At 72.2% G+C, this 18,214-nt stretch carries 13 protein-coding genes; 1 reads left to right on the forward strand and 12 read right to left on the reverse strand.

What is annotated here, in order from left to right; genetic code table 11:
- Positions 1-74: 74 nt before the first annotated feature.
- From ACIO9J_RS16230 to ACIO9J_RS16280, 11 genes are all read right to left on the reverse strand, one after another.
- The gene (locus ACIO9J_RS16230) at positions 75-1,442 is read right to left on the reverse strand and encodes a PP2C family protein-serine/threonine phosphatase (RefSeq protein WP_401998891.1); all 1,368 of its coding nucleotides are present in this window, start codon (positions 1,440-1,442) and stop codon (positions 75-77) included.
- Positions 1,443-1,444: 2 nt separating this feature from the next.
- Positions 1,445-3,982: a tetratricopeptide repeat protein gene (locus tag ACIO9J_RS16235; RefSeq protein WP_402001034.1), complete on the reverse strand. Its 2,538-nt coding sequence runs from the start codon at positions 3,980-3,982 to the stop codon at positions 1,445-1,447.
- Positions 3,976-5,295 carry a hypothetical protein gene (locus ACIO9J_RS16240; protein WP_401998894.1) on the reverse strand — a complete coding sequence of 440 codons (1,320 nt, stop codon included), beginning with the start codon at positions 5,293-5,295 and terminating at the stop codon, positions 3,976-3,978. Before ACIO9J_RS16240 ends, ACIO9J_RS16235 begins: the two co-directional genes overlap by 7 nt.
- A 108-nt stretch (positions 5,296-5,403) precedes the next feature.
- Entirely contained in the window at positions 5,404-6,402 is a 999-nt protein-coding gene (locus ACIO9J_RS16245) for a glutamate ABC transporter substrate-binding protein (protein ID WP_401998897.1), read from the reverse strand.
- Positions 6,403-6,434: 32 nt separating this feature from the next.
- The gene (locus tag ACIO9J_RS16250) at positions 6,435-7,943 is read right to left on the reverse strand and encodes a hypothetical protein (RefSeq protein ID WP_401998900.1); all 1,509 of its coding nucleotides are present in this window, start codon (positions 7,941-7,943) and stop codon (positions 6,435-6,437) included.
- Between the two features lie 180 nt (positions 7,944-8,123).
- Positions 8,124-9,119, reverse strand: coding sequence for an N-acetylglucosamine kinase (locus ACIO9J_RS16255; RefSeq protein WP_401998903.1), 996 nt, complete (start codon positions 9,117-9,119; stop codon positions 8,124-8,126).
- The gene (locus ACIO9J_RS16260; protein ID WP_401998906.1) at positions 9,110-10,375 is read right to left on the reverse strand and encodes a 6-phospho-beta-glucosidase; all 1,266 of its coding nucleotides are present in this window, start codon (positions 10,373-10,375) and stop codon (positions 9,110-9,112) included. The genes ACIO9J_RS16255 and ACIO9J_RS16260 overlap by 10 nt, the downstream gene beginning before the upstream one ends.
- Before the next feature lie 8 nt (positions 10,376-10,383).
- Positions 10,384-11,292: a carbohydrate ABC transporter permease gene (locus tag ACIO9J_RS16265; RefSeq protein WP_401998909.1), complete on the reverse strand. Its 909-nt coding sequence runs from the start codon at positions 11,290-11,292 to the stop codon at positions 10,384-10,386.
- A gap of 8 nt (positions 11,293-11,300) precedes the next feature.
- Entirely contained in the window at positions 11,301-12,236 is a 936-nt protein-coding gene (locus ACIO9J_RS16270; protein WP_401998911.1) for a carbohydrate ABC transporter permease, read from the reverse strand.
- Positions 12,237-12,247: 11 nt separating this feature from the next.
- Positions 12,248-13,588, reverse strand: a complete 1,341-nt coding sequence (locus ACIO9J_RS16275; protein WP_401998913.1) for an ABC transporter substrate-binding protein — start codon at positions 13,586-13,588, stop codon at positions 12,248-12,250.
- A 56-nt stretch (positions 13,589-13,644) separates the two neighbouring features.
- Positions 13,645-14,829: an ROK family protein gene (locus ACIO9J_RS16280; protein WP_401998916.1), complete on the reverse strand. Its 1,185-nt coding sequence runs from the start codon at positions 14,827-14,829 to the stop codon at positions 13,645-13,647.
- 397 nt (positions 14,830-15,226) lie between these two features.
- On the opposite strand from ACIO9J_RS16280, the gene ACIO9J_RS16285 reads away from it, so the two are divergent.
- On the forward strand, positions 15,227-17,170 hold the full coding sequence (locus ACIO9J_RS16285) for a serine/threonine-protein kinase (RefSeq protein WP_401998919.1): 1,944 nt from the start codon (positions 15,227-15,229) through the stop codon (positions 17,168-17,170).
- 60 nt (positions 17,171-17,230) lie between these two features.
- On the opposite strand, the gene ACIO9J_RS16290 is transcribed toward ACIO9J_RS16285, so the two are convergent.
- The gene (locus ACIO9J_RS16290) at positions 17,231-17,896 is read right to left on the reverse strand and encodes a DUF4232 domain-containing protein (protein WP_401998922.1); all 666 of its coding nucleotides are present in this window, start codon (positions 17,894-17,896) and stop codon (positions 17,231-17,233) included.
- Positions 17,897-18,214 lie beyond the last annotated feature (318 nt).

Here is an 18,214-nt window from a genome sequence, read left to right on the forward strand (position 1 = left end):
TTCCCCCAAGTCGGCCGGGCGACGTGTGTGTTGGCGCGCGCATCGGCTCCCGCGGCGGTGCGGGAGCCTCTGCTCTAGGCCGATCCTGCCCCTTGCGGTACGAACGGGAACGGGACGACCGCCACTGTTACGTTGTCGTGCCCGCCGCCGTCCAGGGCGTGACCGACCAGGACCTGCGCGCTGTGCAGCGGCCGCTGTGCCGCGTCGGCGGGCACGGCGCCCGCCATCTCCTCGACGGCTTCCGCGTAGTTCCACAGACCGTCCGTGCACACCACCACTACACCGGCACGGTCGGGCTTGAAGGAAGCGGTGTGCGGCTCCAGTTCGTACGCGTCGGCGCCGAGCCAGCCCGTGATGGCGTGCGCGCGCTCGTCGGCGTACGCCTCGGCCTCGTTCATCAGCCCCGCGGCCACCATCTGCGCGGCCCACGAGTCGTCCTCGGTGAGGCGGACGGTGGGGCCCGAGCGGTCGTCGGGGACCCAGTAGGCGCGGCTGTCGCCGACCCAGCCGACCACGAGCAGGCCGCCCGCGACGATCGAGCCGACCAGGGTGCAGGCGGGCGCGTTCTGGTGGGGGCTGTGCTCGCGGGCCGAAGCGGGCTCGGCGGCCAGCGCGTTGACCGCGTCGGCCGCGGCGATGATCGCGTCGTGCATGGCCTGCTGGGGGTGCGTGCCGCGCGGCAGCGCGCCCTGGAGGCACTCGTTGGCGGCGCGGGACGCGGCGAGCGAGGCCTCGTCGGGCCTGGTCGCCGAGGAGACGCCGTCGCAGACGATCGCGACGACGGCCGGGGAGCCGTCGGGCAGCGCGGCCGCGGAGATCGCGAACGCGTCCTCGTTGCGGTGGTGGCGCAGGCCGCGGTCGCTGACCGCGGCGACCGCGTCGAGCTCCTGTTCCATGTGGTCGCGCTCGCGGGGCTGGGCGTGCCCGCAGTTCTCGCAGTACCCGTCCGGGTCGACGCGGCCCGAACGGCAGGCCACGCAGAGCTTGGTGCCCGCGGCGGGCGTCGGCTCGGGGGCGCTGGTGCGGGGGTCGGCGCCCTCGGCGGGCGCGGCCGGGTCCGTGGCCGCGGCGACCGGTGACGCGGCCGGTTCCGCGGCGACCGTGCCGCCCGGCGCGGGCAGCGGGTACTCGTCGGGCTCCTGCCCCGCGGGCCCCGGCTCGGCGGGAGCGGCGGCGGCAGCGGGCTCGGGGAGCTCGGTGCCCCCGGAGTCCGTGCCGGGCACGTCGTGCGGCCGGTGCGTCGGCACCGGCACGTCCGAGCTGTCCACCTCGGGGGCCTCGGGCCACTGTGCGGCGGCCGCGGCGGGGGACCCGTTGGGCGAGGCGTCCGGCCGGGCCGGCACCACCGACAGGTCGAACCCGCACGCACCACAGAACAGGTCACCCGACTCCAGCGGCTCCTCACAGCTGGGGCAGGCAGACAGTTGGGGCATCTGCGACATACTCACACCCACGTCCGGGGGCGGAAACGGTTGGCCCGTTCCACCAGTTCGATCCTCTCCTGGCCACCCTGTGCGAGCCGCGCCAGTGTCCGGTACGAACGCTCCAGACCGAACCGGAGACCACGCTCGTCCAGGTCGCTGCCGAGCAGTACGGCCCGCGTACCGGTGGCGGCCGGTGGTGCGGAAGCGTGACCAGAGTGCCTACCGGAGAGTACCCAGTCGAGCGCCGTCCCCAGAACCTCGGTCGACAGACGCTCCCTGCGCACCGCGTCGAGACCGAAGCCCGCGAGGGCCTCGACCTGCCCCGCGGCCGCCGTCAGGTCGTCCAGGAAGGCCGATCCGGGGGTCGCCGCCGTGTCCGACGTCATACGCCGCCGCAGCCGCGCCCGCACCGCGGCGACCCGCGCCCCGGTGTAGTGGATGGACGACTCTGGCACCGACTCCAGGGTGTGCACGGCGCCCGTCCTGTCGCCCGCGGCGAACTGCACGCGGGCCAGGCCGAACGCGGCACTGACGTAGCTCGGATCGGTGGTCCACACCAGGCGGTAGTACTCCGCCGCGTTGTCCAGCTGGCCGAGCACCTCCGCGCACACGCCGAGGGCCAGCTTCGGGGCCGGTTCACCGGGGAACGCGTCGTACACGGCGTCGAAGGAGAGCGCGGCGCTCTCGAAGTCACCGGTCGCCAGGGCCGCCACGCCCCGGTACCAGACCACCCGCCAGTCGTCCGGATGTCTGCGCTCCAGATCGGCGAGCGCCTCGGCGGCGGGCGTCAGTTCGCCCATCGCGAGCCGGGCCCGCAGGCCGCGCAGCTGGAGCTCGATCGAATCGCCCGGCGCGGCCCCGAGTGCGCTGATCAGCTCGGCGGGCGCGGAGGCCATGAGGCCCGCGAGGAACCCGGCGTTCGGGTCGTTCGGATCGACGCGGGGCACCGGCAGGGCGAGCGCCGTCGCGGCGGCGTCCAGCGGGCGCACGATCGTGGTGCCCTCCGTGGTCGCGCCGGGCAGCGCGGGCAGCCCGGACGCGGCGCCGTTGCCCGCCGGGTCCAGGGGGCGGCCGCCGAGGCGTGACACGTCGCCCGAGAGCTCCGCGAACAACTCGGTGTCCGTGACCTTCACCTCGGGCCCGAAGAGGGTCGAGAGGGCCGGGCGCGGCTTGCCCGTCTGGAGCGCCACGACCTCCCGCAGGACGCCGGTGAGCTGCTCGGCCATCTCCTGCGCCGAGGCGAAGCGGCGGGCCGGGTCCGGGTCGGTGGCGCGCACCAGGAGCCGGTAGAACGACTCGTACGTCCTGAAGACCTCGATGTTGTCCGGGTCGGGCAGGGAGTCCACGAACACGTTCGTGTAGCCCTGGAAGTCGAAGGTGAGGACGGCCAGCGTGCGCGCCACGGTGTACAGGTCGGAGGCGACCGAGGGGCCCACCTCGGCGACCTCGGGCGCCTGGTAGCCGACGGTGCCGTAGATCGCGGACTCGTCGTCGTCCATCCTGCGGACCGCGCCCATGTCGATGACCTTGAGCTGGCCCTCGGTCTGGATGGCGTTGTCGACCTTGAAGTCGCAGTACAGGACGTTGCGGCTGTGCAGGTGGCCGAGGGCTTCGAGCGCCTCGATGCCGTACGCGCAGGCCTGCTCGACCGGCAGCGGATCGCGCTTGCCCCCGGCGGTGCGGCGGCTGTTGGCGATCTCCTTGAGGGACTTGCCGCCGACGTACTCCATGACGATGTAGCCGTCCATGGAGCCGGTGCGCTGGTCGAGGTGCTCGACGAAGTTGTAGATCCGCACGATGTTGGCGTGCTCGATCTCGGCGAGGAAGCGCCGCTCGGAGATCGCCGCGGCCATCGCGTCCTGGTCGCCGGTGTCGAGCAGGCCCTTGAGGACCACCCAGCGGTCCGAGACCGCGCGGTCGATGGCGAGATAGACCCAGCCGAGCCCGCCGTGCGCCAGACAGCCCACGACCTCGTACTGGCCGTGCACGATGTCGCCCTCGGCCAGCTTCGGCACGAACGAGTACGGGTGGCCGCACTTGGTGCAGAAGCCCTCGGTGCGGCCGGGCCGCTCACCGCGCGCGCGGCCCACCGGGGCGCCGCAGTCCGAACGCGAGCAGAATCGCTTCCGCTCGGGGACCTCGGGGTTCTGCTGCACCGCGCCGCGCGGGTCGGGGCGCGGCACGTCCGGCACCGTGACCAGACCGACGCCGAGCCGGCCGCGTGCCGAGGAGCCCGCCGTGGAGCCCGAGCTGCGCACCGAGACCGAGCGCGAGGTCGAACGCCCCGACACCGAGCGGGACAGGCGCCCGGACACCGACCTGCGCGAGGACTGGGAGCGCGCCGACCGCGCCGACCGCGCCGACGAGCGGGAGCTCGAACTGCCCGAACCCCGGGCGCCCTTGCCGCCGCCGGTCAGCCCGGTCGGCGGCGAGCCCACCATGCCGTTGGGCGCGACGACCGGGGCGAGACCGCAGGTGTCGCAGTACAGCTCGCCGCCGCCGACGTCCTCGTACGACCCTGTGCAGCCGGGCCGCTGACACTGCTGCTGGCTCACGATTCCTCCCTCCGGTCGGTGGGCCCGCCCTGCTGGGGGACCCTCGGCGCGAGCGCCTCCGCCGCGGCCTGCTGATAGCGCAGCACCGCCTGCTCGGCCACGCGCAGGTCGCAGGGCGCGCTCCACAGCATCCGGCGTGCCGCGTCGTACCGCTCGATCAGGAGCGGGTCCTCGGCGTGGCCGAGCCGGGAGACCTTCGCCTTGTAGGCGTCCAGGCGGCCGCGCAGCTCGGCGCGGACCGCGAGCGGCGCGGTGACGGCGGTCAACGACTCGCGGGCGCGCAGGAGTTCGTCCTCCGCCTTCTGTTCGAGGGACTCCAGGAGCGGCGAGAGGCGGTGCCACTGGGCGTTCCTGCGGTAGTCGGCGGCCATCGCCAGCTGCTCCTGGAGCGCGGTCGGCGGGCCGCTGACCGCGGGCACCTCGGAGGCGGCGATCTTCGCGAGGACCTCGCCGCGGGCGTTCCTCGCCTCCGCGAGGGTGCGGTCCGCGCGGGAGAGCACGTCGCGCAGCCTGCCCAGGCGCGCCTCGGCGTCCTGGCGGACGGTGAGCACCGCGTCGATCTCGCGGCGCACCTCTTCGAGGGCGCGCGCCTCGCGGTCGTAGCGGTCGGTGTGCGGGCGGCCGCCGCCGGGTGCCGAACTGCCCTGCGCGCGCTGCCAGAAGGCGAGCGGGTCGGAGACCACCTGCTCGCGCAGGGTGGTCAGGGCGCGGGTGATGTGCTCCAGGTCGTCGCCTGCCGGGTGCTCGCCGGGACGCACGCCCACGGAGTGCGCGAGCTGGCGGGTGCGGGCCAGCTCGGCCGCGAGCAGGTCTATGCGGGCGGGCAGCGCCGACCAGACGGCGTCGGCCGCGACGACCATGTCGAGCGAGTGGGCGTACAGATCGTTCATCCGCGACACGAGCTCTTCGAGCGTGAAGCGTTCGGTGAGCTTGGCGGGGCCCTCGATCGAGGGGGAGGTGGCGTGCGTCGAGCCGCCCGAGACGGTCACCGACTCGCCGCGCAGCAGCTCCGTGAGCTCCGCGAGGTCCTCGCGGCTGGGCCAGCGGCGGCGCTCGCGCACCTCGCGCGCGGTGCGCAGGGCGTCCGCGTACGCGTCGAAGTACGCCCAGAGCAGCGTGATGCGGCCCTCGGCGGCGGCCCAGCGCTCCTCGGTGACGCCGGTCAGCGCGGCGCCCTCCAGGAGGCGGCGGCCCGCGTGGTCCTGGAGGGCGAGGAGCGAGGTCTCGATCGCCTCGTGCTCGGCGTCGAGGCGCGCCAGCGCACGGTCCACCTCGTCCCGGTCCATCACCGGCCCGGGGGGTCCCGTGACGCTCATCGATCACTCTCCGCTCTGCGTGTGCCGTGCTGCCCGTGCCGTGACTCGTCGTGTGTCGTCGTGTGTCGTCGTGTGTCGTAACTCTTCAGTGGTACCAGGTCGTTGGGGTCAGTCGCGGTACTCCGGGGCCGGCGGGGTCACCTTGCCGCTGAGGCCGCCCGCGAGCCACTTGTCGTAGGACTTCTGCCAGCCGCCGTCGTCGCGGTAGTCGTCGAGGACCTTGTTGACCCGGCGCACCAGGTCGTCCGAGCCCTTCTTCATCGCCACCCCGTAGTGCTCGGTGGTGAACGGCTCCTTGCCCTTGAGCTCGACCGTCGGGTCCTGCGCGGCCTGGCCCGCGGCGAGCGCGCTGTCGGTCACCACGGCGTCGACTTCGCCGAGCTGGAGCCGCACCAGGCAGTCCAGCTGGTTGGGCACCCGGGTGGAGATGTCGGCGCCGAAGGACTTCTTGTCGAGCTCCTCGGCGGCGATGGAACCGGCCGCCGAGCAGACCTTCTTGCCCTTCAGCGACTCGTCGTACCCGGTGATGTCGGACTTCTTGGGGGCGAGCACCTGCTGGCCCGTCTCGAAGTAGCCGGTGGAGAAGTCGACGTCCTTGAGGCGGTCGCAGTTGACCGTCATGGTGCGCACGACCATGTCGACCTGGCCGCTCTGGATCGCCGGGATGCGCTGATTGGTGGGTATGGCGCGGAACTTGACGGCGTCGCGGTCGCCCAGGATCTCCTCGGCGATCTTGTGGGCGAGGTCGATGTCGAAGCCCTCCAGCTCGCCGCCCTTCTTGTTCGGGTCGCGGTAGCCCCACTGGTAGCTGTTCTGGTCGACGCCGACGACGAGCTTCTTGACCTTGCGGTTCTTGATGGCCTCTATGGTCGGGCCGTCCTTGTCCGAGGGGCGCAGGCTCCGGTCGTTGCAGTCGGCCGCGTCCGCGCGCGCGGGAGCGGCGACCGTGACGCCGGGGCCCACCCCGTCATCCCCGCCGTCCCCGCCGCCGTCGTCCTTGCCGTACGGCAGGGCGAGCACCAGCGTCCCCGCGAGCGCGCAGGCCGTCCCCATCGCGCCCACGCCGCCCCAGCCGCGCAGCCTGCCCGTGCCACGTCGTGTACGCATCGTCTGCGCGCCCCCTCTCACCTCTGGCCCCGTCACCGGTACTCCGAAAGCCTGCGGCCGATGCCGAGCACGGCGCCCGCGGCGCCGAGCACCGCGAGGACGGCCGCGCCGACGGGCAGGCCGCTCATGGCGCCCCTGCCGTCCTCGGCCGCCTGCTTGAACTCGCCCTGCTCGTGCGCGAGGGCCTGCTCCAGCGCGGCGTCCACGTTGTCGAAGCACTCGCCGGTCGGCGCGTCGGCCTTGGAGCCGATGACCTTGTCGAGCGCGTCCTGGTACTCGCCGGAGTCGTCGCTGGCACGCGCCTCCTTGTGCCGTGCCTTCCAGACGCCCACGTTCTTCACGGCGGCGGCGATCGGGTTCTTGCCGTCCTGGTCGTCGGCGAGGGCGGCGGCCTTGCCGAGCAGTCCCTTGTCGCCGTCGCCGAGGCGGTTCATCAGCGAGCGGTAGGAGACGTCGAACTTGTCCTGCGCCTCGCCGTTCACCTCGGTGGTCTCCGCGCCCCGGCTGACCAGCGTCAGGTTCTCGTTGCCGCGGGCCTTCAGGGAGCTGATGCGGGCGTCGTTGAGGACGTTCAGGGACCGCACGCCGTTGTCGTAGGAGTCGCTGAGCCCCGAGCGCGCGAAGGTGTGGCCGACCACCAGCCACAGCATCACGACGGTGGTGGCGGCGGTGGCGGCGAGCAGACCGTGGTTGAACACCCGGTTCGTACGGCGGTAGTTGCGGCGCTGGGCCCAGGCGAGCGCGGCGAGCGCGAGCAGGCCGATGGCGATCGCGAACCACGGGTACGGCTTCGCGTTGCCGTAGTCGGAGTCGAGCCGCTGGTTCTCCGCCTTGTAGAGCTTCTCGGCGGCCGGGAGCATCTGCGTCTGCATCTTGTCGTTCGCGTAGCGCAGATAGGCGCCGCCCAGCGGCAGGCCCTGGCGGTTGTTGGCGCGAGCGCGCTCGATCAGGCCCGTGTACTGGGGAAGCAGCTTGTTCAGCTTGCCGACGGTGGCCGCCGACGAGGAGTCCGCGCCCGCGTTCGACGCGGCCGTGGCGAGCTTCTCGGAGGCCCGCGCGATGTCGTTCTCGTACCGGGAGCGGACCGCGGCGGGCTCCTGGCCGCCGGCGAGGAACCCGCTGGACGCCGCAGTGTTGGCGTCGGCGAGCGAGCGGTAGATGGCGGCGGCGTCGGCGCTCAGCGGCTGGCTGCGGTGCAGCACGTCGTCCGCGGCGGCCGAACGGTCCGTCATCTGCCAGGTGGTGACCGCGCCGAACGCGACGACGAGCAGGGCGAGGACGGCGCCGATGATCCGCAGCCTGCCGGGCTCGGTGGTGGCGGCGGCGCGCAGCCGGTCCGTCCCCTCGGCCCAGGCCGTGCGGCGCGGGGCGGCGGGCTGCGGGTCCTGCCGGGGCGGCGCGGCCGAGGGGCCGGGCGCCTGCGGCGGGACGGCGGGCAGCACGGGCGCGGGCGCGGTGGGCGGCAGCCCCGGTGGGCCCGGCGGCACGGCGCTGCCGTTCGGCGGATGTGTCACCTCGACCTCGACCTCCCCCTCGGTCATCGGACAGTCGCACCCCGCCCGCGCGGTCGGCGCGGGAAGAGGGGCACGGCCGCAAGTATTGCCGCAGGGACTGACATCCGCACAGGCCTTGACTCGATCTTGTTCGGATCCCTGCCCTTGAACACGAGATTGAGGGGGGTTCGGTTCCCGCCCGCGCGCACGGCGCGGGCGGGCAGCCGGTCAGTTACGGTTCGCGCCGCCTTCATAGTGCGCACGCACGCGCGCGTGCACCTCGGTCGGCGCGCCGACCTGGTCGAGGCCGAGCAGCGCCGCCCCGAGGACGGGCCGCGCCACGACCACTCGCGGCACCGCCTTCGGCGCGCGCTCTGCGAGCAACGCCCTGACCCTGTCGTCGAGTTGCGGGTGCCGTGCGGCCAGGACGCTGCCGCCGAGCAGCACCGGGGCCTCCTCGTCGAGCAGGTCGAGACGGCCGAGCGCGACGGTCGACATGGCCACGACCTCGTCGGCCATCCGGTCCACCACGGAGCGCGCCACGATGTCGCCCGCCGTCGCGGTGGCGAAGAGCACCGGCGTCAACTCGTGCCTGCGCGCGGGCGCGATGCGGCCCAGGTGCAGCGCCTCGATCAGCGCGTACATGGACGCGAGGCCGAAGTGCGCGGGCAGTCGCTCGCGCAGCGCGGTCGGCTCGCCGCGCCCGTCCTCGGCGCGCGCCGCGAACCAGAGGGCCTCCTCGGCGAGTCCGCCGCCCCCGCCCCAGTCGCCGGAGATCCGGCCGATGGCGGGGAAGCGGGCGGTGCGCCCGTCGGGCAGCATGCCCACGCAGTTGATGCCCGCGCCGCACACCACGGCCACGCCGCGCGGTTCGGCGTCCTCCAGGAGCCCGGCGCGCAGGATGGCGAAGGTGTCGTTGCGCACCTCGACCCGCGGGCCCCAGGCGCGCCGCACCAGCGCGGCCGCCAACTCCTCCTCCTCGACGGGCAGATCGGCGTTGGCCAGGCAGGCAGAGACGTGGCCCACGGAGGCCACACCCGCCTGTGCGAACGCCCGCGTCACCGCGTCCGCGAGGATGTCCACCGCCGGTTCGACGCCGATCCGCGGCGGCTGGAACCCGCCGCCGCGCGCCGCGCCGACGACCCGTCCGTCGGCCGCGACCACCGCGACGTCGGTCTTGCTGTTGCCCGCGTCGATCGCGAGCACGCTCGTGCCTACGCCCACGCCAGGTGCTCCCGGTTGTGCGCGACGAGGCTGTCGGTGAGCTGCTCGGCGTACGCGTACTGACCCACCAGCGGATGGGCGAGCAGCGCCTTGAAGACGCGCTCGCGGCCGCCGTGCAGCGCGGCCTGGAGCGCCAGGTCCTCGTAGCCGGTGACGTGGGAGATGAGCCCGGCGTACAGCGGGTCGAGCTTCGGTACGGCGAGGGGCTTGGCGCCCGAGCCGTCGACGGTGGCCTGCACCTCGATGACCGCGTCGTCCGGCAGGAACGGCAGCGTGCCGTTGTTCAGGGTGTTGACCACCTGATAGGGGCTGCCGCCGTTGCCGAGCAGCGAGGCGGCCAGGTCCACGGCCGCCTCCGAGTAGAAGGCGCCGCCGCGCTTGGCGAGCAGCTCCGGCTTCTCGTCGAGCGTCGGGTCGCCGTACATCGTCAGCAACTCGGCTTCCATCGCGGCCACTTCGGCCGCGCGCGAGGGCTTGGTCCGCAGCTCTTCGACCACCGCGTCGTGCTGGTAGAAATAGCGCAGGTAGTACGAGGGCACGACGCCGAGCCGGTCGACGATCGCGCGCGGCATGCGCAGGTCCTCGGCGACCGCGTCGCCGTGCTCGGCGAGCAGCTTGGGCAGGACGTCCTCGCCGCCGGGGCCGCCGAGGCGTACGCCCGTCTCCCAGGTGAGGTGGTTGAGCCCCACGTGGTCGAGGTGCACCTCGCCGGGTGTGACGTCGAGCAGCTTGGCGAACTTGCGCTGGAATCCGATCGCCACGTTGCACAGGCCGACGGCCTTGTGGCCCGCCTGGAGCAGCGCCCGGGTGACGATGCCCACCGGGTTGGTGAAGTCGATGATCCAGGCGTTCGGGTTGGTGCGGCGCACGCGCTCGGCGATGTCCAGGACGACGGGCACGGTGCGCAGGGCCTTGGCGAGGCCGCCCGCGCCGGTGGTCTCCTGGCCGACGCAGCCGCACTCCAGCGGCCACGTCTCGTCCTGCTGCCTGGCCGCCTGTCCGCCGACGCGCAGCTGGAGCAGGACGGCGTCGGCGTCCGCGACGCCCGCGTCCACGTCGGACGTGGTGACGATGCGGCCGGGGTGGCCCTGCTTGGCGAAGATGCGCCGCGCGAGGCCGCCCACCAGCTCCAGGCGATCGGCGGCCGGGTCCACGAGGACCAGCTCCTCGATCGGCAGGGTGTCCCTCAACCGCGCGAATCCGTCGATGAGTTCGGGTGTGTAGGTCGACCCTCCGCCGACCACTGCGAGCTTCATATCGGTTCTCAGCCCTTTACTCCGGTGAGGGTGACGCCTTCGACGAAGGCCTTTTGTGCGAAGAAGAAGATGATGATGACGGGGGCCATGACGAGCAGCGTCGCGGCCATGGTCATGTTCCAGTTGACGGCGTGCGCGCTCTTGAACGACTCCAGGCCGTAACTCAGCGTCCAGGCGCCGGGGTTCTGCGCCGCGTAGATCTGCGGGCCGAAGTAGTCGTTCCAGCAGTAGAAGAACTGGAAGAGCGCGATGGCGGCGATGCCGGGCTTTGCCATCGGCACGACGATCTTGACCATGGTGCGGAACTCGCCGCAGCCGTCGACCTTCGCCGACTCGATGTACTCCTTGGGGATGGTCAGGAGGAACTGCCTGAGCAGGAAGATCGAGTAGGCGTCGCCGAACGCCATCGGGATGATCAGCGGCCACAGCGTGCCCGACAGGTGGAACTGCTGGGCCCACACCAGGTACATCGGGATCACGATGACCTGCGGCGGCAGCATCATCGTGGAGATGACGAGCAGCATCGCGGTGCGCCGGCCGCGGAAGCGGAACTTGGCGAGCGCGTACGCCACGGGGATCGCCGAGCAGACGGTGAAGAGGGTGCCGAGGCCCGCGTACATCAGCGAGTTGCGCCACCAGTCGAGGAAGCCCGGCGTCTCGAAGACCTGCTTGTAGTTGGACCAGTGCCAGGAGTCGGGCCACAGGTCGCCGCTCATCGCCTGCGAGTCGCTCATCACCGACGTCAGGAAGACGAAGACGAACGGCAGGACGAAGAGCAGCGCGACGGCGATCGCGACGCTGTGCACGGCGATCCAGTGCAGGATCCGCTTGCGGCGGGCGCGGGCGGCGGCGGGACCCCGGGCGGGGGCGGTGCGTTCGGGCGTCGCGGCGGGCGCGCTGAGTGTCGTGGAAGTCATCGGTTTCCTCAGTCCTCCGCCGCGAGCAGTCCGGAGCGCTTGCGCATCAGGAGCATGGTCACGGCCATGGCGATGGCGAAGAGCACGAGCGAGAGCACGCACGCCGCCCCGGTGTTGAAGTTCTGGAAGCCCATCTGGTAGACGAGCTGGGGGACCGTGAGGGTCGAGTGGTCCGGGTAGCCGGGCTGGATCACCGAGCCGGGGCCGATGTTGACGCCGGAGGCGACCTTCCCCGCGACCAGTGCCTGTGTGTAGTACTGCATGGTCTGCACGACGCCCGTGACCACCGCGAACATCACGATCGGGATGATCGAGGGCCAGGTGACGTAACGGAACTTGGCGAACGCGCCCGCGCCGTCCAGGTCGGCGGCCTCGTACTGCTCCTTCGGCACGTCGAGCAGCGCGGCCATGAAGATCACCATCAGGTCGCCGATGCCCCACAGGGAGAGCAGCACCAGCGAGGGCTTGGCGGTGTCCGGGTCGTTGAACCAGTTGGGCCCGGAGATCCCGATCGAGCCGAGGATCTCGTTGACCGGGCCCGTGCCGGGGTTGAGCAGGAAGACGAAGGCGACGGTGGCCGCGACCGGCGGGGCGAGGTAGGGGATGTAGAAGGCGGTGCGGAAGAACCCGGCGCCCGTCTTGATCTTCGTGATGAGCAGCCCGAGCGAGAGCCCGAAGACCACCCGCACGGCCACCATGATCACGACCAGCCAGAGGGTGTTCCACAGGGCGGGGCCGAACAGCGGCATCTGCTCGAAGACGTACTTCCAGTTCCTGAGGCCCACGAAGGTGGGCTCCTTGATCTGGTTGTAGTGCATGAACGAGAAGTAGACGGTGGCGATCAGCGGATACGCGAAGAAGACGCTGAAGCCGACCAGCCAGGGGGAGAGGAAGCCGAGCGTGCGCAGCCTGCGGCGCGCCGGGTTGGAGAGTTGCAGTGCCATGGCTCGGGTCCTCAGCTCTTCGACTGGAGGGTGTCGGCGTCGATCTGGTCGTCGAGCTTCTTCAGGCCCTTGCGCAGATCACCCACGCGCCCGGACTCGACGGAGTACGAGAAGTCGCCCAGCGAGACGACGTAGGCGCCGCCGTTGACGGAGGGCGGCAGGGCCTTGCTGTGCTTGTTCTCCAGGATGTCGAAGAAGGTCCGGAAGGTCGGATCGGCGTCCAGCTCGGGCGACTTGAGCGCCGCGTAGGTGGAGGGCACGTTGTGGATGTCGTTCGCGAAGTGCACGACCTGGTCGGTGTCCGCGGTCAGGAACCGCACCAGCTCCCAGGCGGCGTTCTGGTGCTTGCTGCTGTGCGCGATGCCGGCGACGGTGCCGGTGATGAAGCCCCGCCCGTAGGTGTCGGCCTGGTCGTCGGGGACGGGCAGCGGCGCCACGTCCCACTTGAACTTGGCCTTCGCCTCGTCCAGCATCAGGCCGCGCCATTCGCCGTCCAGGTGCATGGCGACCTTCTGGGTGAGGAAGGCGTTCTGGCTGGACATCTCGTCGCCGAAGGACAGCCGGAACTTCTCCAGGTCGTCGAACCCGCCCTGCTCCGCGGCGAGTTGACGGGCGGTCTTGAAGAACTCGTACGTCGAGGGCTCGTCGGCGAGCCGCGCGTCGCCCTTGGCGTCGAAGTACTGGGGGCCCCACTGCGCGAAGAGCCGGTCAGGACTGTTCTGGTAGAAGCGGAAGTTGGGCATGAACCCGACCCGCTTGTACGAGTCCTTGCCGCTGCGCACGGTCAGCTTCTTGGCGGCCTTCCTGAACTCGGACATCGTGCGCGGCGGGCGCTCGATGCCCGCCTCGTCGAAGGCGTCCTTGTTGTAGTACATGCCGTAGGCGTCCGCGAGCAGCGGCAGCGCGCACTGGCTGCCGCGGTAACTCGTGTAGTCGAGCAGCGTCTTGGGGAAGACCTTCGTCTTGTCCATGCCGGTCTTCTTCATGAACGGATCGAGGTCCGCCCACATCCCGGAGTCGCAGTACTGGCCCACGTTGTTGGTGGTGAAGGAGGACACCACGTCCGGGGCCTTGCCGCCGCCCGCCCGCAGGGCCTGGTTGACGGTCTCGTCGGAGACGTTCCCGGTGGCCTTCACCTTGATGTTCGGGTGCAGCTTCTCGAACCGGTCGATGCTGTCGTTGACGGCCTTGACCTCGCCGGGCGTCGACCAGCCGTGCCAGAACTTCAGGGTGACCGGCTTGGTCGGATCGTCGTTCGCGCTGCCGACGCTCGGGTTGGCGCAGCCGGAGAGCAACAGACCGGCTGCGGCGAGCGCCGCGGACGCGCAGGTGGGTATGCGCCATCGCGGCATGGCGGACTTCCTTTACGGGGGAGGGGAGATGAGCTGGCTGGAGAGGTGCGGGGTGGTCAGGCCGTGTCGAAGACCTGGTCACGGGCCTGGGTGAGGGCCGAGCGCAGGGCGCCGGTGAGGATCGGGTCGCCGTCGAGCTCGCTGATGCGGATCTGCGGACGGGGCAGCGCGAGCCCGGTGAGCTCCTCCTCGACCCGTACGCGGAGTCTGTCGCCGCCCGCCTGGGCCACCGAGCCGGAGAGCACGACGAGTTCGGGGTCGACGACGGCGACGACCGCGGCGATGCCGGTGGCGATGCGCCGCGCCACCTCGCCGAGCGCGGCGTCGTCGGCCATCACCTGGGCCAGCGTGGCGCCGCCGCCGGTGAGTTCGCGCACGACGTACGCGGAGACGAGGCTCTCGAAGCCGCCGTCACCGCCGCCGTTCGCCGAGCCGCCGCCCGCCGAACCGCCGTGCACCAGCGGGGCGCCGGGCAGCGGCATGTAGCCGATCTCGCCCGCGCCGCCGGTGGCGCCGCGCAGCAGGGTGCCGCCGAGCACGATGGCGGCGCCGACGCCCTCGTCGAGCCAGGTGAGTACGTAGTTGTCGAAGTCCTGCGCGGCGCCCTCGTACTGCTCGGCGACGGCCGCCAGGTTCACGTCGTTCTCGATGTCGACGGGGGTCCCGAGGACGGCGGCGAGGTCGTCGCGCAGCGTCCGCGAGTGCCAGCCCGGCAGGTGCGGTGCGTAGCGCAGCTGGCCGGTGTGCGGGTCGATCGCGCCGGGGGTGCCGATCACCGCGGCCCGCAGGTCCTCGTGGCCGAGCCCGGCCTGCCGCAGCGCGCCGTCGACGGCCTCCGCGACCAGCTGGGCGGTGCGGTGGCGGACGTCCTCGGCGACGGCTTCGGCCTCGACGCGGGCCTGGCCGATGACGGTGCCGGTGATGTCGGCGACCAGCGCGGTGATGCCGTTCGGGTCGGCGGAGAGCGCGGCGACGTGTCCGGCGCCGGGGTCGATCTCGTACAGCAGGGCGTTGGGCCCCGGGCGGCCGCTGAGGCTGCCGGTGGTGTGCACGAGCCCGGCGGCTTCGAGGCGCCCGAGCAGCTGCGAGGTGGTCGGCTTGGAGAGGCCGGTCAGCTCGCCGATGCGGGTACGGGTGAGGGGGCCGTGCAGGACGAGCAGGTCGAGTACGGCGCGGTCGTTCATGGCGCGCAGGACGCGCGGGGTGCCCGGGGTTCCCGGTGTGCTGCCCGCTGCTGCCATGACGACACCTGCCTTCCGCCCGCCTCTGGGCCGCTCGCCGGCGCCGGGCCGACCATGACTGTTAGGAAACTTTCCAATTCGTGAGGACCGTACGGCTGGCGTGAATGAGGCGTCAATAGAGGGCGCATCCCCGGCAACCAAGTCGTTACCTGCGGGGGTGGGGCGTTGCAAGGGGTGCACTTGGGTCGTGTTCGTGAGGGCGGGCCGTCCAGGGCGTGCTCCCGGCCGTCCCGCACCGCTCGTTTTCGGCCATCCCGCAACTCCGGCCCCGCGCGGCCCAGTTGGGCAGAACCGTCCCCGCCCTCCCGCGCGTCCCGAGCTTCCGGGGAGAGATCGGCACCACTTATCCTCACGTCTGTTCGATTGACCAGCGGGACGACCGGGGGACCAGACCACCATGACCAGTGAGACCGACGGGGCCGGTGCGGACGGTGCGGAGGGCGCCGAGGGCCCGGACGAGAGCGTCGACGGGGGCGTCGCGCCGCTGATCGCCGCCGACCCCGCCAGGATCGGTCCCTATCTGCTGCTCGGCAGGCTCGGCGCGGGCGGCATGGGGCGGGTCTACCTCGCCCGCTCCGAGAGCGGCCGCACCGTCGCGGTGAAGGTCGTCCACGAGGAACACGTCTCGGACGTCCAGTTCAGGGCCCGGTTCCGGCGCGAGATCGACGCGGCGCGGCGGGTCGGCGAGCGCTACACCGCGCCCGTGCTCGAAGCGGACCCGGACGCCGCCCTGCCCTGGGTCGCGACGGGGTACGTCCCCGGGCTCTCCCTGGAACAAGTCGTACGCGGCCACGGCCCGTTGCCCGCGCCTTCCGTCCTCGCGCTCGCCGACGGACTGCTGCACGCGCTCAAGGACATCCACTCGGCGGGCATCGTCCACCGCGACCTCAAGCCGTCCAACGTGATGCTCACCGTCGAGGGCCCCCGCGTCATCGACTTCGGCATCGCCCGCGCGATACAGACCTCCGTCGAGTCGCTCCTCACCAGCACCGGCATGGTCATCGGCTCGCCCGGCTTCATGGCGCCCGAGCAGATCCGCGGCCAGAGCGCGGGTCCCGAGAGCGATGTGTTCACGCTCGGCTGCGTGCTGACGTACGCCGCGACGGGCGCGCTGCCCTTCGGGCGCGGGGCCAGCAACCAGCACGCCGTCATGTACCAGATCGTCGAGGCCGAACCGGACCTCGGCGCGGTGGCCGACGACGGGCTCCGGGCGCTCATCGGCCGCTGCCTCGCCAAGGACGTGGCCGAACGGGCGGGCCTGGACGAGCTGTTGGCGTCGCTGGCGGCGACGCGTCCGGCGCCGGGCCCGGCGTCGTGGCTGCCCGCCGACGTCGTCACGCGTCTCGCCCAGCAGGCGGCGCGGCTCCTGGACGCGGAGGCGTCGGCGCCGGTGCGCGAGGCGGCGCCGGTCGCAGCCGAGGGGGCAGGAGCGGTCGACAGGGAGACGGCACGGCTGCGTGCGGGAGCGCCCGGCGAGGTGGCGGCGGTGACGGACGGGCCATCGGCGGGCGCCGCCACCCGGGAGGGCGAGCGGACGCGGCGCCGCCGTCCCCTGGTGATCGCGCTGCCGGTCGTGGCCGTGCTCTCCGTCGGCGGTGGCACGGTCGCCATCCTCCAGCCGTTCGGCGGTGACGGCGGGGACAGCGCGTCGCCGCCGTCCAGCAGCGCCCCGGTGACGCCGGGTCCCCACGCGTCACCTTCGCCGGAGGGCTCACCGTCCAAGGGCGGCAAGTCCAAGGGCAAGGACGGCGACAAGGGGAAGGACGACGACAAGGACAAGAAGGACAAGGACGGCGGGAAGGGCGAGGGCGGCAAGGACGGCAAGGACGGGGCGGACGGCGCCGACGGGAAGGGCGACGGCGGCGAGGGCTCCGGGGACGCGGACGGTTCCAAGGACGGCGGCTCGGGCTCGTCGGCGGGTGGCGGCACCTCGCCCGGCGACGGCTCCGGCTCCGGCTCTGGCTCCGGGGACGGCGGCTCGGCGGGCTCCGGCAACGGGGGCGGCGGTGGGGGCGGCGGCTCCGTGCCCACGTTCTTCGCCGGGACCTGGAAGTTCAGCGGCGACTTCAACCTCGGGCAGCCCGACACGGTGACGATCTCCCGGAGCGGCGCGGTCCGGCTGACCATGGAGAAGCAGGCGTCGTGCACGTACGCGGCGAAGGTGACGTCGTCAGGGAGCCAGGGGAGCCGGATCAACGTCGGCACGGCGACGTTCGTCGGCAGCCGCCCGCCCATGTGCTACCCGACGCTCGACCCCTCGTACTTCACCGTCAACGGCAGCGGCATCCAGCACAACGTGGGCCCCTCGCACGGGGACGGGTACTACTACGCCCGCGACTGACCGGGACCGGGTCCGGTCGGGCGCGGGCGTATTCGCGGGCGCGGGCAGGGGGGGTGGGGGCTACTGTGCGCCGCCCTGGCCCGCGCTGCCGATGGGGCCGACGTTGACGGGGGAGCCGGAGCCGTCGGTGACGGGGAGGGTGGCGGCACCGGGCCACTCGGTGGAGAAGGACTTGGTCTCGCCGGGCGGAGTCACCACGAGCCCCGTCACCTTGACGCCGGAGCCGCCGGAGTCGTTCATCGGGTAACTGACGTAGAAGAACGTGGACTTGCCCGACTTGAGGACGGTCCGCTCGGCGGGCTGGCCCTTGCGCTGGGCGGAGAGCGAGCCCTCGCTGGTCTTGAGGTCGACGCCCGCGAAGCCGGACAGCACGCAGTCGTCGCCGCCGTTCTTCATCTCGACCGTGACCGAGCCCTCGGGGTCGCCGTCGATGGTGGAGTCCGATGCGGAGATGTCCAGGGCGTCGGTGCGGCACTTGCCCGTGCCGCCGGCACCACCGCCGCCGTTCGAGCCGGAACCGGTGCTCGCCTCCTGGCCGCCCGAGCTCTTGCCCGCGGAGTCGCTGCCGCCGCTGCCCTGGTCGCCGCCGCTCTGGTCCGAACCGCCGCCCGTGGAGGAGGCGGAGGACGAGTCGCCGCTCGCGACGTCGTCGCCGTTGCAGGCCGTGAGCGAGAGGCTCGCGGCGACGGCCAGGGCGGCGAAGGTGGTGAGCTTGCGAACGCGCATCGTCTTGTCCTCAGGGTCGGTTGGTGGTGCCGGGCTGCTCGGCACCGGTCGGTACGAGCGAGCGTTTCTGACCACCAGGAGGCATCGGGACCGGCGAACCGTTCCGCTCAACTTGCCCCTAAGACATTCCTGTTACAGGCGTGGTGTGGCCGGAGCGCGCGGTCCGGTGGGTGGGGTCGGCGCGTGAGGTGTCCCTGCCGGATCCCTCTCCTTTCGCTGTTGGGCGCGGGAAATGGGGCTCGAACGTGGGTTCGCTGCGCTGCTCTGGAGCGGTTGTCCTGTGGGGCGGGGTGGTGGTTCCGGTCGTCGCTCGGCACG

Source organism: Streptomyces sp. NPDC087300, assembly GCF_044744425.1.
In the GTDB taxonomy this organism is placed as follows: domain Bacteria; phylum Actinomycetota; class Actinomycetes; order Streptomycetales; family Streptomycetaceae; genus Streptomyces.